Source organism: Nocardioides sp. LHD-245 (assembly GCF_030929495.1).
GTDB lineage: Bacteria > Actinomycetota > Actinomycetes > Propionibacteriales > Nocardioidaceae > Nocardioides.
The window spans coordinates 23760-38153 of sequence record NZ_JAVFWN010000014.1; the positions used below are offsets into that span (position 1 = coordinate 23760).

Here is a 14394-nt window from a genome sequence, read left to right on the forward strand (position 1 = left end):
TCAGTTCTTCTTAAAGTTCCGGTGCAGAACTCCTCGATGGACGCGTGACGGCGGACGCCCACAGACTCCCTTCCTGAGATCCAAAGCCGCGGCCCGATCGGATCGGGACCGCCTTACAGGAAGCGCGATCTATGGCGAATCGATCCCGGAGAGTCGTGCCCGTCGGGCTCGCCCTCGTCCTGGCCCTCGCGGTGGCGGGCTGCAATGCCAACTCGTCGTCCGGCGACTCCACCAAGGACAAGGACAAGAGCACCTCGGCGTTGGAGTCCGTGCCCCAGGGCGGGACCCTGCACTACCTCTCGCGCCGGGCGACCGAGACCTTCGAGACGGCCAACGCGCAGATGGTGCCGACCAGCCGGCTGCGGTGGGTGCACCGCGGGCTCACGTCGTGGCAGACCTTCCCCGACAAGGACACGGTCCTGGTCCCCGATCTCGCCACCGACACCGGTACGACGGAGGACGGCGGCAAGACCTGGACGTTCACGCTCCAGGAGGGCCTGGAGTTCTCCGACGGCAGCCCGATCACCGCGCAGGACGTCAAGTACGGCATCGAGCGATCCTTCGCGCCGATGTTCCAGGGCGGCCTGGGCTACCACAAGACGCTGCTCGAGGGCGGGCCCGACTACGACGGTCCGTACGACGGCAAGGAGCTCGACTCCATCGAGGTCGTCGACGACCACAAGATCGTCTTCCACCTCAGCCGTCCGTTCGGCAACTGGCCCTGGATCGTCAGCATGCCGGCCTTCGCGCCCGTGCCGAAGGCCGCCGACACCGAGCCCGAGACCTACGGCGAGAACCCGGTCGCCAGCGGGCCGTACATGGTGACGAGCTTCAGCAAGGGCACCCAGGCCGTGCTCGAGCGCAACCCGAACTGGAGTGCCGACACCGACCAGGCGCGCCTCGCCGGCCCGGACAAGATCGTCCTCGACATGGGCCTGAACAACGACACGATCGTCCAGCGCCTCATCGACGACAAGGGCGAGGACCAGAGCGCGATCAGCAACGCGCTGATCTCGCCGTCCCAGTTCCAGCGCATCGAGTCCGACCCGTCGATCTCGGACCGGATGGCCAACGGCCCGTCGGGCTACTTCCGCTACCTCGCGATGAACGTGACGCGCCCCGGCCTCTCCGACGTCCGGGTGCGGCAGGCGATCAACTACGCGATCAACAAGGCCGAGGTCCAGAGCGTGTACGGCGGACCGAAGTTCGGCGGGCAGATCACGGCATCGATCATGACCGAGGGCATCCCGGGCGCGACCGACTACAACCTCTACGACGGCGGTGAGACCGGCGACGTCGAGAAGGCGAAAAGCCTGCTGGCCGAGGCCGGCGTGACCGACCTCAAGCTCAGCCTCACCTATCCCACCGATGTCAGCGCGATCGAGGAGAAGGAGGCCCAGAGCATCAAGAACTCCCTCAAGCGGGTCGGCATCGACGTCGAGCTCAACGGACTCGACGGCGATGGCTGGTACGAGCTGATCTCGTCCGCCGACGGTGACTACGACCTGACGACGAGCGGTTGGGGAGCCGACTTCCCGAGCGGCATGAGCACCATCCAGCCGCTGTTCGCGTCCAGCGAGATCGGCGACGGGGGTGGCAACGCGTCGCAGTACTCCAATCCCGACGTGGACGCCGCGATCGACGCCGCGATCTCGGAGCCGGACCTCGACAAGGCCGCCGAGATGTGGGCCGCGATCGACCGCCAGATCATGGAGGACGCTCCGATCGTGCCCATCCTCGTCCAGCGCACGCAGGCCCTGGCCGGCTCGAAGATCATGAACTACTTCATGCCCGCCTACCCGCCGTTCGCGAACGAGCTGGTCGTCGGTGTCGATCGCTGAGATGCACCAGGCGGAGGGCCGGCGTACGTCGGTCCTCCGCCGCTTCCTCCGCAAGAGGTCCGGTGTCGCCGGCCTGGTCATGCTGGTCGTGCCGATGGTGGCGGGGCTGTGCGCTCCGCTGCTCGTGCGACTCGAGGGCCAGGATCCGCACACCTTCCACACCGACCTGCTCGCGCCGGACGGCGGCCGGCCGATCGGCGCGTTCGGCGGCGTCAGCGCCGACCACTGGCTCGGGGTCGTCCCGGTGACCGGCGTCGACCTGTTCGCCCAGATCGTCTACGGCATCCGCTCGTCGCTGTTCATCGCGTTCGGCGCGAGCATCCTGTCGATCGTCGTCGCGGCGATCCTCGGCACAGCCATGGGCTACTTCGGCGGCTGGGTCAACGCCCTCGCCGGCCGGTTGATCGACTTCATGTTCGGCTTCCCGGGCCTGATGTTCGTGATCGCGATCATGGCGATCGTGCCGCCGGAGCTGCCCCGGGGCGTCGTGCTGGTCCTGGTGCTGGCCTTCTTCGGGTGGACCGTCCCGGCCCGGATCATCGGCGCGCAGGCGAGCGCCGTCAACGCCCGCGCCTTCGTCGAGGCCGCGCGGGCGACCGGTGCTCCGCCCGGCCAGATCATCCGCCGCGAGATGCTGCCGCACCTGTTCGGGCTGGTCGTCGTGCTGTTCGCGATGTCGTTGCCCGGCAACGTCAGCGTGGTCGCCGGCCTCTCGTTCCTGGGCGTCGGCCTGCGGGGCGACGTACCCGATCTCGGCAAGCTGCTCTCCGACTCCCTGCCGTGGATCTACAGCGGCGCGGACGTCTGGTACATGCTCTTCCCCGGCGCCGTGGTGTTCCTGATCGTCTTCGGCGCCACACTCGCCGGCGACGCGCTCCGCGACGTCCTCGACGTGCGCACGGAGGATGCCGCATGATCACCTATGTCGCCCGTCGCATGGTCACCGCGGTGTTCATGCTCCTCGCGATCGCCTTCGTGACGATCGCCCTCTTCTTCGGCGCCTCGAAGGACCCGGCCCGGGCCATGTGCGGCAAGCCGTGCCCGGCGGAGACGAAGGCCAAGGTCAGCGCCTACATGCAGACCGATCAGAGCGTGGTGTGGCAGTACGGCGAGTTCGTGAAGGGACTCTTCGTCGGCCGCACCTACGGCGAGGGTGCGCAGCAGGTCGAGTGCGCCGCCCCGTGCTTCGGCTACTCCTTCCCGAACCGCAGCGACGTCACCTCGCTGATCGCAGAGCGGCTGCCGGTGACCCTGTCGCTGGCGCTGGGCGCGGCGGTGCTGTGTCTCGTCGTCGGCATCGGGCTCGGCGCACTGTCGGCGATCCGCAAGGGTGGGATCGTCGACCGGTTCTCGACGGGGTTCGCCATGTTCGGTCTCTCGGTGCCGACCTTCCTCGTCGGACTGCTCGTCGTGCAGGTGTTCGGCTTCATGCTCAACGTGCTGCCGTTCTCCGGATTCGTGCCGTTCTCGGAGTCGCCCGCCGGCTGGGCCTGGCACCTGGTCGGGCCGTGGATGGTGCTGTCGTTCATCCTCGCCGCCGGCTACATCCGGGTCACCCGGACCCAGCTCCTCAACGAGCTGTCGGCCGATCACCTGGTCGCGATGACGGCGCGCGGCGCCTCGCCACGACAGGTCAACCGCCACGCCGTCCGCGGCGTGATGGTGCCGATCAGTGCGATGTTCGCGCTCGACGTCACCGCGCTGCTCGGCGGCTCGGTGATCGCGGAGAAGGTGTTCAGCCTGCACGGCCTCGGCGACCTGCTGCTGTCCGGCGTCAACGAGGCCGACCTGAGCATCGTGGTCGGCGTGACCCTCTTCTCGGCCTTCCTCATCATCGTCGGCAACCTGCTCGTCGATCTCGCCCTGCCACTTCTCGACCCCAGGATCCGCCGTGCCTGACCCCGTGCTCCAGGTCGACGACCTGACCATCTCGTTCTCCACCGGCGCGACCTCGTTCGACGTCGTGCGCGACCTCTCGGTCACGCTCGACGGCGGCCGCACGCTGGCCGTCGTGGGGGAGTCGGGCTCGGGCAAGACCATCACCGGACGCGCGATCATGCGGCTGCTCCCGCGCGGCGCGAGCGCCCGGGGCCGGATCCTCGTCGCGGGCCGGGACATGCTCGCGGCCGACGAGCGGGACCTGCGCCGGGCCCGGGGGGCCGACGTGGCGATGGTGTTCCAGGACTCGATGTCGGCGCTCAGCCCGTACCTCGACATCGGCGCCCACATCGCGCAGGCACTGCGGCTCCACGGCCCGTCGGTCTCCCGCCGGGCCGCGCGGGCGCGGGCGGTGCAGATGCTGGAGCGGGTGGGGATCCCCGAGCCGGCGGACGCCGTACGCCGCTTCCCGCACGAGTTCTCGGGCGGCATGCGACAGCGGGCGGTGATCGCGATGGCGTTGGTCAACCGACCGGCGCTGCTCATCGCCGACGAGCCGACGACCGCGCTCGACGTGACCGTGCAGGCCCAGATCCTGGGCCTCCTGCGCGAGCTGCAGGAGGAGTACGGCATGGCGATGCTGCTCATCAGCCACGATTTCGGGGTCGTGGCGAGCGCGGCCGACGACGTCCTGGTCCTGTACGCCGGTCGGGAGGCCGAGTACGGCAGCCTGCGCGACATCTTCGAGGAGCCGGCCCACCCGTACACGGCCGGCCTCCGCGCCGCGACGCCGCGGCTCGACGCCAGGCTCGGCACGGCGGGGGAGCGGACCCGGCTGCGCGCCATCCCGGGCGCGCCGACATCGCTGCGCGACGCGGGCCCCGGCTGCGCCTTCGCGCCACGGTGCGGTCTGGCCGATCAGGTCGGCGAGCGGTGCGTGGCCGAGGTGCCGCTGCCCGCGCCCCGCCCGACCAGCTCCGCCGGCGGAGCGCACCGTGCCGCCTGCCACCTCGACAGACTGCCGTCGCCGCAGGAGGCCGCCCGGTGAGCGCGCCGATCCTGGAGATGACCGAGGTGAGCAAGCGCTACCGCAAGCCGGGCGGCTTCGGGCGCGGCCGACACGGGTTCCTGGCGGTCGACGGCGTCTCGCTGCGTGTGGAGCGCGGCGAGGCGCTCGGCCTGGTCGGCGAGTCCGGCTCGGGCAAGTCGACCCTCGCACGGATGGCCAACGGCCTCGTGGCGCCGACCTCGGGCACGGTGCGTACGGACGGGCAGGACGTCGCCGCCCTCGGCCGGCGGGGGCTGCGCCGGCTCCGGCGCAACGTGGCGATGGTCTTCCAGAACCCGCTCGCCTCGCTCAACCCGCGGCAGACCGTGCGCCAGACCCTGGAGAACGTCTTCCGCGCACACGGCGAGACGACGTCGACCGCGGAGCTGGTCGCGCTGCTGGAGTCGGTCGGCCTCGGCCCCGACTACCTGGGGCGCTACCCGCACGAGGCGTCCGGCGGCCAGCTCCAGCGCGTCGCCGTGGCGCGTGCGCTCGCGCTGAAGCCGGAGCTCATCATCGCCGACGAGCCGACGTCCGCCCTCGACGTCAGCGTACGTGCCCAGATCCTCAACCTGCTCGCGGACCTCCAGCGGGACCAGGGGATCTCGTTCCTGCACGTCAGCCACGACCTGGCGGTGATCCGGCTCTACAGCGACCGGGTCGCGGTCATGCAGCGGGGGCGGATCGTGGAGACCGGTCCGTCGGAGGAGATCTTCCGTGCGCCGCAGCACCCGTGCACCCAGGCACTGGTGGCGGCCACGCCGGAGGCCGAGCTGCCGAGCTGACCAGCCCGGAGCGCTGCACGGCGCCGACGAGCCGTGCCACGATCTGCACATGACACACCGATAGAGAGAAGAGACGTGGGAACCGACCTGTTCGTCCGGACGTACGGGCGGGACGCAGCCGATGCGCCCGCCATCCTCATCCTGCACGGCGCCGTGGAGTCCGGAGAGTGCTACGGCGACGCCGTCGACCGCTGGGGCGGCGACTTCCACATCGTCGCGCCGGACGCCCGGGGTCACGGGAAGTCGCCCGGCCGCCGTCCCGACCACGAGGGCGTGCCGTCGACCGACGTGATGGTGCAGGACGCGATCGACATCCTCGGCGACCTGCTGGCGGACACCGGGCGCAAGACGCTGGTGGTCGGGCACTCCATGGGCGCGCGGATCGCCGCGTTCGTGGCCGCCGACGCACCGCACCTCGTCGCGGGCGTCGTCCTGGAGGACCCCCCGTGGTGGGTGCCGGAGGCAGGACCCAACCCGTGGCTCAGCGTCCCCGCCGATCAGCGGGAGCGGGACCCCTTCGACGAGGTCGACACGTCCACCGTCGAGGAGCTCGTCGACCTGCAGCGCGAGCTCAAGCCCCACTGGCCCGAGCAGGAGCTGCTCCCGCTCGCCGAGGCGATGAAGGCGGTCGACACCGACTACATGGAGCAGCGGTTGCACGAGAAGCGCCGGATCTGGACGCCGACGGCGCGGCAGATCACGGTCGGTCCGGCCGGCGTGCCCGCACTGCTGGTGACCGGGACCGGCGACGTCATCGTCGACAAGCATTCGCGTGAGCGGCTCACCGCGGTCGCACCCGGCTTCGACGTCGTGGTCATCGAGGGCGCGCACCACTGCGTGCGCCGCGACAAGCCGGAGGAGTACCACCGCCACGTGGACGCCTTCCTCCGCGAGAACGCGCCCTCCGCCCGGGCGGTCACTCCACGCTGAACGTGTCGGACCGCGCCAGCGGGCCGTAGATCTCCGAGTCCGGCTCGGCGAGCGCGGCCCGCATCGCGTCCAGCCCGGCGCGGACGACCGGGTGCCCCTGGTTGTCGCGTCGCGTCGTCATGATCACCTTGCGGAGCGGCGCGATGCCGCGGGTGGGCAGGATCGTCACCCACTCGGCGTCACGCGCCGACAGCGCGGACTCCGGAGCCAGGCAGATCCCGGCCTCGGCGGCGACCAGTGCCACCGCGGCCCGGTAGTCGTCGGAGACGTGCGCGATCGGGGGATGGAATCCCACCTCGGCACACGCCTGCAGCACCATCGTGCGGCACGGGTTGCCGGGCGAGGGCATGATCCAGCCCTCGCCGCTGAGCTGGGTGAGCTCGATCCCCTCCTCACCCGCCAGCGGGTGCGTGTGGGGCAGGACGGCCTTGAACCGCTCGATGTAGAGCGGGAACTTCGCGATGTCCGGGGAGTCGCGCTCGGGATCGGACTCGTACTCCAGACTCACGGTCACGTCGATGTCGCCGCGCATCAGCATCCGGTGGCTCATGTGCGCCTCGGCGTCGACGACCGTGACGTCGACGCCCGGCGCCTGGCGACGCAGCTCGACGATGGCGGGCGCGACGACCCAGCTGATCGCGGTCGGGAAGGCTCCGATCCGCAGCTGGCCCAGGACGCCGCCGGCGTGCGCCGCGAGGTCGGCCTCCGCGAGCTTCAGCCGCGAGCTGATCTCCTCGGCGTGCTCGGCGAGGATCCGGCCGGCGGGGGTCAGCGCCAGCTTGCGGCCCGTGCGTACGACGAGAGCATGTCCGACCTCGCGCTCGAGCGCGGCGAGCTGTTGCGACACCGCGGACGGGGTCAGGTGCAGGGCCGCCGCCGTCGCGGTGACCGAGTCGGACAGCACGAAGGCGCGCAGGACGAGGAGGCGTCGGGGGTCGATCGTCGGCACGCAGGCTCCGTCGCGAGTCGGCCCGGGCGCCGGCACGGCCGGGGGAGCCGCGGGACGGACCGGGGGAGTCTCGATGCTAGCGGCTGCCTCCCGGGCTCCGCGGCTTAGATTGAGGGTGTGCCCAAGCAGTCTGCTCCGTCCGACCAGGCCGACCCGACCGACCAGTCCGCCCGCGCGATCGCCGCGGCCGAGCAGCTCGGCCTGTCCTTCGAGGTCACCCGGCACGGACCGGTCGGCTCGCTGGAGGAAGCGGCCGCGGCGCGGGGCATCGAGCCGAGGCAGATCGTGAAGACGATGGTCGTGCGGGTCGCGGAGGGCGACCACCGCTTCGTCCTGGTGCCGGGCGACCGGGAGATCGCCTGGCCGCAGCTGCGCGCCCTGCTCGGCGTCAACCGGATCTCGATGCCGTCGGCCGACGCGGCGCGGGCGGTGACCGGGTACGTCCGTGGCGCCATCACGCCGCTGGGATCCGCCACCCCGCTCCCGGTGATCGCCGATGCCCGCGTCTCCGGCACCGTGTCGCTCGGCGGCGGTGGGTACGGCGTCGCGCTGACCGTCGACGGGGAGGCGCTCGTCGCCGCGCTCGGCGCGACCGTCGCCGACGTCACCACTCCGCCGGGCTGACCGGGCTCAGGAGGGCGGGTGCTCCTCGAGCACGTTGCCCGCCAGGTCGAAGTCGACGTAGGCGCTCTGGTTGAAGTCGTTCCTCACGCCGGCCGTGATCCAGCCGGGCGTCGGGTCCTCGGGATCCGGCTTGCTGATGTAGAGGTAGCACTCCTCGGCGTCCTCCAACAGCGCCTCGGCGTGCTGGCACAGCCCGTCGAGCACCGCGGCGTCGACCTGGGTCAGGTCGAAGACCGCCTCCGTCCCGGTGCCCTTGCTCGGCTCGTCGAGGTCCCCGTTCCAGTAGTAGCTGAGCTCCCGCTCGTCGGTCGGATCGTCCTGCCGGTAGGGGACGTCGACCACGGCGTAGTCGGGATAGATCGTCACGTTCCTGACGACGGTGCCGCCCGTCTCCTCCCGCAGCGCGGCGACCAGCGCGGCGAACCCGGTGTCCGTCTGGGGCTCGCCCCCGGCCGGCCGGTCGCCGTCGGACCCACCCGCGAGCGCGAAGATCAGCGCGGTCGCGCCGGCCACCGCGACCACACCTCCCACCGCCAGCCCCACCGGCGGCCCGCCCCTCCTGCGCACGGTGCGCTCATCCAGTGAACGGATCTTCGTCGCGGGCTTCGGCGGCTGGTACGGCCTCGGCCTTCCGGGGCCACCGGACGACTCCCGGTCGGGCGTGTCGTCGGGGGTGTACTGCTTCCAGTCGGGAGGGACCACGGGCAGCACGCTAGTGCGTGGACCTGCGTGGGACGATGACCGCATGGCCGACACCACCACTCCCGATGTCGCCGGCGAAGTCGTCGACCTGTGCCGCGACCTGATCCGGATCGACACCTCCAACTACGGCGACGACGAGAGCACGGGCGAGCGGAAGGCGGCCGAGTACGTGGCCACGCTCCTCGACGAGGTGGGCATCGCGGCCGAGGTGATCGAGACGGCACCCGGCCGCGCGAACGTCGTGGCGCGCTGGGGCGGCGGGGGTACGGGCACCGGCGCCGACCGGGGAGCACTGCTGCTGCACGGCCACCTCGACGTCGTACCGGCCGCGGCGGAGGACTGGACCGTCCCTCCCTTCAGCGGCGAGATCCAGGACGGCTACGTGTGGGGCCGCGGCGCGGTCGACATGAAGGACTTCGACGCGATGCTGCTCTCGGTGGTGCGCGCGCGCCAGCGGGCCGGGCGGGTCCCCGAGCGGGAGATCGTGCTCTGCTTCACCGCGGACGAGGAGGCCGGCGGGCACCACGGCGCGCAGCTGCTGGTCGAGAACCACGCCGAGTGGTTCGAGGGCTGCACCGAGGCCGTCGGCGAGGTCGGCGGCTTCAGCACGACGGTCCGCGGCCGCCGGCTCTACCTCATCGAGGCCGCCGAGAAGGGCATGGCCTGGATGCGGCTCAGCGCACGCGGACGCGCCGGCCACGGCTCGATGATGAACGACGACAACGCGGTGACCCGGTTGGCGTCGGCGGTCGCTCGGATCGGTGCCTACGACTGGCCGGTCCGGCTCACCCCGACCATGCGGACCCTGCTCGCGACGGTCGGCGAGCTCGCCGGCGTCGAGGCGACGCCCGAGAACGCGCCCGCGCTCGTCGAGGAGTTCGGCGACGCCGCCCGGATGCTCGGCGCCGTGCTCCGCAACTCGACCAACCCGACCATGCTCACGGCCGGCTACAAGGTCAACGTCATCCCCACCGACGCCACCGCCCACGTCGACGGCCGCTTCCTGCCCGGCTTCGAGGACGAGTTCTTCGCCACCCTGGCCGAGCTCACCGGCGAGGGCATCGACATCGACTTCCTCTCCAAGCAGCCGCCCTGGGAGACGCCGTACGACGGCGCGCTGGTCGACGCGATGACCCGCAGCCTCCTGGCGGAGGACCCCGAGGCCCTGGTCGCGCCGTACCTGATGAGCGGAGGCACCGACGCCAAGCACTTCCTGGCGCTCGGCGTGCGCTCCTACGGCTTCGCGCCGCTGCGGCTTCCCGACGACCTCGACTTCACCGCGCTCTTCCACGGGGTCGACGAGCGGGTCCCGGTCGACGCGCTGGAGTTCGGTGCGCGGGTGATGGACAGGTTCCTGGACCACGCCTGATCTCGATACGGGCCGCGGAGCCTGGCACCCACGCTGAGCCTGAGCGCCGCCCGCCACGAGGCCCGAGGGGCGAGACACGGCCCGAGCCGTGCCTCGCCCCTCGGGCCGGTCCGTCAGCTGCTCACTGCTTCTTCCTGACCAACTTCACCACCTGTGTCGCGGTGACCGTGCCGCCGGCGCTGGTGAAGGTGAGGGTCACCGGGACCTTGGCCTTGCCCGTGCGCATCAGCTTCCGCTTCAGCTTCCCCTTCGCCTTGACGACGAGGGTCACGGTCTCGGCTCCGTCGGTGGTGGCCGACGTCGTGGCGATCTTCGGGCCGGTGAGCGTCAGGGTGCCGAGGGTATTGACCGCGACGGCGACCGTGACCTTGCCCTTCTTCTTGTTGTTCGCCAAGCCCACCACGGCCGCGGTCGGCGTGATGAGGTCCTTGCTGACCGCCACCGTGACGGGCGACGACGTCGTCGCCTTACCCGCGGAGTCGGTCACCCTCGTCGAGAGCTTCACGCTCGTGCCGGCCTGCTTCGCGGTCGGCGTCCAGCGGAAGAGGTACGGCGCCTGGGTCACCGTCTCCACGACGTGGCCGTCGACGAGGAGGCTGGCCGAGCGGACCGCATGGTCGTCTCGGCCCAGGGCGAGCGGGCTCAGCGTCTCGCCGACCTTCACCGTGACGCCGCTGCCGGGATCGAGGAGCGCCGCGGTCGGCGCCGCGTCGTTCGTCGTGCGGGGACCGGTCGGGATGCCGGTCGGCATCGTCGACTGCCGCGACACGAGCGTCACCGACCCGTCGCCCGAGATCGCCTCCAGCCCGTTGGCCGGGTCGGAGGGACCGCCGGCGACAGGGGCGCCGGTGCCGACGTAGCTCGTCCGCAGGGCGAACGGCGCGTCGCTGCGGACGCCGGACAGGTCCGCCGTGCCGTTGTAGACCGCCCAGCCGTTACCGGTGACGATGCTGGACTCGCCGGACAGCGAGCCCTCGGTGCCGCCGTCGGCCAGCAGGATTCCGTACGACGCCGTCGGGTCGGGCTTGTAGTAGTTGCCGGTGATCCGGCTGCCCTTGACGAATCCCTGCATGCCGCTGGTGAACTTCACGCCGGTCTGCGGGAAGGTGCTGCCCGGCGTACCGGTCACGGCGGTGTCGAGGACGTAGCCGTTCTGGATGATCCCGGTCCGCGTCGTGTTCGCGGGTCCTCCGTCGACGCCCTTGGCACCATCGAAGAGGATGCCGCCCGACTGGTAGCCCGTGACCAGGCTGTCGGCCACGGTGACCTCCGACTCGACCGTGCCGGGGCCGGCGCCCTGGATGACACCGGTCTTCACGACGCCCCAGCCGTGCGGGTGCTCCGCCAGCTCACCGGCGTCGCTCGCCGTCCGTAGCGGTCCGACCTTGCTCTGCGAGACCCGGCCCGCCGCGCCGAAGAAGGCGATGCCCGCCTCGGCCCACGTGTCGCCGGACGTCACCGTGACGCCCGAGATGTCCACGAACATCTCGTTGGTGTCGGTGGAGCCGAGGGATTGCCGGGAGACGGTGATGACGTTGCCACCGCCGTCGCGCAGGTAGGGCGTGAGGCCGGCCAGGTCGCCGACCGTCGGGTCGGGCTTGATGGTGACCTTATGGGCGCCCGCGCCCTTGATCCGCAGCGGCTTGGTGATGGTCAGGCCGTTGGTCGCTCCGGTCGCGACCGGATTGCCGGGGCCGGAGACCGGCGTCGAGGACTCCTCGTAGACGCCCTCGCAGACCACGATGGTGTCCCAGGGGGACGCGAAGTCCACCGCGGTCTGGATCGACGTGTAGTTGGCGTCGGGGCACTGCGCGCGGTCGTCGTCGACCACCCAGGCGGTGTTGGACGCGGCCTTGCCGACCGTGTCGACCAGCGACACGTTGCCGGGCGCGTTGTCCGTCTCGGCGAGGAACTCCGCCGGGTCCGGACCCGACGCGGGCGGGCCGTGCCCGGCACCCTGGTCGACGTCGATGCCGTCGGAGAGGACCAGCGGAGCGTCCGTGGCCGCCTCCTGGAACCGGACGTCGGCGAGCTGGATCGAGCCGGACTGCGGCAGGCCCTCGCCACCGAACCGGAGCTCCAGCGTGTCGATCGCGGTCAGGTCGACGCCCTGCGCGGCGAACTCGGTGAGCGGCACCCGGATCTGGTCGAGCACGATATGGGTCCGCGCGGTCTGTGTGCCCGTCGACATGTGCAGGGCGTTGCCCCACCGCGGGTCGCCGGCGTTGACGACCGCCTCGTGGCCCGCGGCGTCGACGAGCACGATCTCGAAGTCCTGCGTGGTCGACGACGGGTCGTAGGTCCGCTCCTCGGAGTCCGCACCCGGGTTGCGGGCGTCGAAGAAGTTGACGTCCGCACCGAGGGCGAGGGCCTTGAGTCCACTGAGGTCGGCGGAGGCGGCCGGGACGTCGGCGGTCAGGACGGCGTCGCTGCCCGACTCCCAGGCCAGCGCGAGCTGGCGACCGTAGGAGTGGTTGACCGGCGCGTTCTCCCGGGTGCCGTTCTGGCCGCCCAGCGCCGCCTTCCCCGGCAGCGGGCAGGCCTTGGCGCCGGTGGGCTGGCTGCCCTTGCCGAGCTGCGCGGGCGCGAAGTCGTCCGGCTCCGGGTTGCACCAGTCGTAGCCGCCGGTCGTGGTCGTCGGCAGGGGCGAGACACCGCCCTCGGCCGGATAGGGGTTGACGAAGCCGCGGCCGCTCAACGACCCGCCGAGGGCGTTGAGTCCCAGCGGGTTGGTGATCTCGGGACGGATAACGTCGATCCGCTCGCCGGCCGCCGGGAAGTAGCTGTTCGAGACGTACTCCGCGCAGTCGATCCGGGTGCCCGACACGCTCGTCGGGCAGGCCGACGCCGGGATCTGCTGGTGGGTCGGGGTGTCCGACAGCTCACCGGTCAGGTACGGCTCGAACGCGCCCTCACCGCCGACGTACCGGCGGAAGAAGGCGCCCATCGTGGCCAGGCCGATCTTCTCCTGGTCGCCCATCCGGGCCGGGTCGCCGGAGATCTTGGTGTTGACCAGCGGGTTGTAGGTGTCGGAGTTGTCGACGACGTACGACCACGGCTCGTCGTCGTCGTTGCCGTAGCTCGCCGCCCCGCTGAGCCGCAGGTTGTTCGGCTGCACGTTGTCCGGGTTGCTGGGCTCGGAGTTGCCGCATGCGGCGTCCGTGACGTTGCCGCCGTCCTGGCCGTCGGCGAACCAGACGGTGTTGTACCAGTTGTGGTTCGCGCCCAGCTGGGAGGACTGGATCCGCGGGAACGGGTCGTCGGCGTTGATGTACTGGCTGCGCTCGAAGAACCGGGCACCCTGCAGGTTCGAGACGTCGCCGTCGCACCACGGCAGGATGGACAGGTACGGCGTGCCGTAGGGCGCCTTGCGCTCGTAGTCGACCGGGGCCAGGGAGATCACGCCGCGCAGGGGGTAGCGCGGGCCGTCGGTGCGGATCCGGTTGTAGTCGATGAAGCTGGTGACCGCATCACCGCCCCGGGAGTGGCCCATCAGCCCGATCCGGGTCATGTCCAGCTTGCCGACCAGGGTGGTCCCGATCGTGGTGTGCTCGTCGGCGGGCAGGCCGCCGGCCTCGTTGGCCGCGCTGAGCGCGTCGAGGGCCGCGGCGATGAGCTTGCGACGCTGGTGCATACCCTTACCCTTGGGCCCGTCCTGACGCATCATCAGCTGGTCCTGCGAGACCGAGAAAGTGGTGTAGCCCCAGGTCGCGAGGTTCTCGCCGAGGTAGGCGTAGCCCGCCTCGTTGCGCTTGAACTGCGAGCACGAGGCGGTCGCCGAGTCCTGTCCGAGGTCGCAGGAGCCGTGGTTGCCGTGCACCAGGATGATGACCGGGGACGGCTCGGTCCGATCCTGGGGGTAGTAGAGGGCGCCGCGGATCTCCAGCTGCTCGGCGGCCCGGGACGTGCCGGCCGCAGCTGCGGCGCCGTCGGACGCGGGCTCCTGCAGGTCGGCGAGGCCGAGCTTGGCCTCCTGGATGGTTGCCGGCGTGTAACTGCCACGATCCAGCGGATCGGGCAGCTCGGCGGTGGGCGCCGCGGTCTGCGGCTGGGGGGCTGCGGCCACGGCGGCGGGCACGCCGAGCGTGCTCACCGCCAGCGCCAGCGCCAGCAGGCGCCACAAGGGCGCGCTGATCAGCGTCATCGAAGGTTGCTCCTACCTGGGGTGATGGATACCCGAGAAATCGCGAACCTAGGTAGTGCGTGTTTCAACTCGATGACGGTGCCGTTGCGCTGGACACCCGCGCCCTGGTGCTGGGGACGCGCCG

11 protein-coding genes are annotated in these 14394 nt (G+C 71.2%); 8 read left to right on the forward strand and 3 right to left on the reverse strand.

All coding sequences use genetic code 11. The features are described from left to right. The first annotated feature begins 155 nt into the window (after positions 1-155). From RB608_RS20065 to RB608_RS20090, 6 genes are all read left to right on the forward strand, one after another. A complete protein-coding gene (locus tag RB608_RS20065) occupies positions 156-1841 on the forward strand; it encodes an ABC transporter substrate-binding protein (RefSeq protein ID WP_308089827.1) in 1686 nt (561 codons plus the stop codon). Next, entirely contained in the window at positions 1828-2757 is a 930-nt protein-coding gene (locus tag RB608_RS20070; RefSeq protein ID WP_308089828.1) for an ABC transporter permease, read from the forward strand. Before RB608_RS20065 ends, RB608_RS20070 begins: the two co-directional genes overlap by 14 nt. Beyond that, complete coding sequence (locus RB608_RS20075; RefSeq protein ID WP_308089829.1) at positions 2754-3740, forward strand: ABC transporter permease; 987 nt, start codon at positions 2754-2756, stop codon at positions 3738-3740. Before RB608_RS20070 ends, RB608_RS20075 begins: the two co-directional genes overlap by 4 nt. Further along, positions 3733-4767, forward strand: coding sequence for an ABC transporter ATP-binding protein (locus tag RB608_RS20080; protein ID WP_308089830.1), 1035 nt, complete (start codon positions 3733-3735; stop codon positions 4765-4767). Before RB608_RS20075 ends, RB608_RS20080 begins: the two co-directional genes overlap by 8 nt. Beyond that, entirely contained in the window at positions 4764-5552 is a 789-nt protein-coding gene (locus RB608_RS20085) for an ATP-binding cassette domain-containing protein (RefSeq protein ID WP_308089831.1), read from the forward strand. The genes RB608_RS20080 and RB608_RS20085 overlap by 4 nt, the downstream gene beginning before the upstream one ends. A gap of 75 nt (positions 5553-5627) precedes the next feature. Next, positions 5628-6482, forward strand: coding sequence for an alpha/beta fold hydrolase (locus RB608_RS20090; protein WP_308089832.1), 855 nt, complete (start codon positions 5628-5630; stop codon positions 6480-6482). Here the strand turns inward: RB608_RS20090 and RB608_RS20095 are convergent. After that, a complete protein-coding gene (locus RB608_RS20095; RefSeq protein ID WP_308089833.1) occupies positions 6469-7431 on the reverse strand; it encodes a LysR family transcriptional regulator in 963 nt (320 codons plus the stop codon). The genes RB608_RS20090 and RB608_RS20095 overlap by 14 nt on opposite strands. A 117-nt stretch (positions 7432-7548) precedes the next feature. Between RB608_RS20095 and RB608_RS20100 the strand changes: the two genes are divergently transcribed. Further along, positions 7549-8055 (forward strand): YbaK/EbsC family protein, encoded by a 507-nt coding sequence (locus RB608_RS20100; protein ID WP_308089834.1) that lies wholly within the window; start codon positions 7549-7551, stop codon positions 8053-8055. 6 nt (positions 8056-8061) lie between these two features. Here the strand turns inward: RB608_RS20100 and RB608_RS20105 are convergent, their stop codons facing one another. After that, a complete protein-coding gene (locus RB608_RS20105; RefSeq protein WP_308089835.1) occupies positions 8062-8757 on the reverse strand; it encodes a hypothetical protein in 696 nt (231 codons plus the stop codon). Positions 8758-8800: 43 nt separating this feature from the next. Between RB608_RS20105 and RB608_RS20110 the strand changes: the two genes are divergently transcribed. Next, positions 8801-10126 carry a M20/M25/M40 family metallo-hydrolase gene (locus RB608_RS20110; protein ID WP_308089836.1) on the forward strand — a complete coding sequence of 442 codons (1326 nt, stop codon included), beginning with the start codon at positions 8801-8803 and terminating at the stop codon, positions 10124-10126. A gap of 121 nt (positions 10127-10247) precedes the next feature. Here RB608_RS20110 and RB608_RS20115 read toward each other — a convergent pair whose 3' ends face one another. Then, positions 10248-14270 (reverse strand): Ig-like domain-containing protein, encoded by a 4023-nt coding sequence (locus tag RB608_RS20115; RefSeq protein ID WP_308089837.1) that lies wholly within the window; start codon positions 14268-14270, stop codon positions 10248-10250. Positions 14271-14394 lie beyond the last annotated feature (124 nt).

Excerpts from the sequence above, each read along its gene's own strand:
- RB608_RS20075 (WP_308089829.1), top strand. The coding sequence starts at position 2,754 with ATGATCACCTATGTCGCCCGTCGCATGGTCACCGCGGTGTTCATGCTC.
- RB608_RS20110 (WP_308089836.1), top strand. The coding sequence starts at position 8,801 with ATGGCCGACACCACCACTCCCGATGTCGCCGGCGAAGTCGTCGACCTG.
- RB608_RS20115 (WP_308089837.1), bottom strand. The coding sequence starts at position 14,270 with ATGACGCTGATCAGCGCGCCCTTGTGGCGCCTGCTGGCGCTGGCGCTG.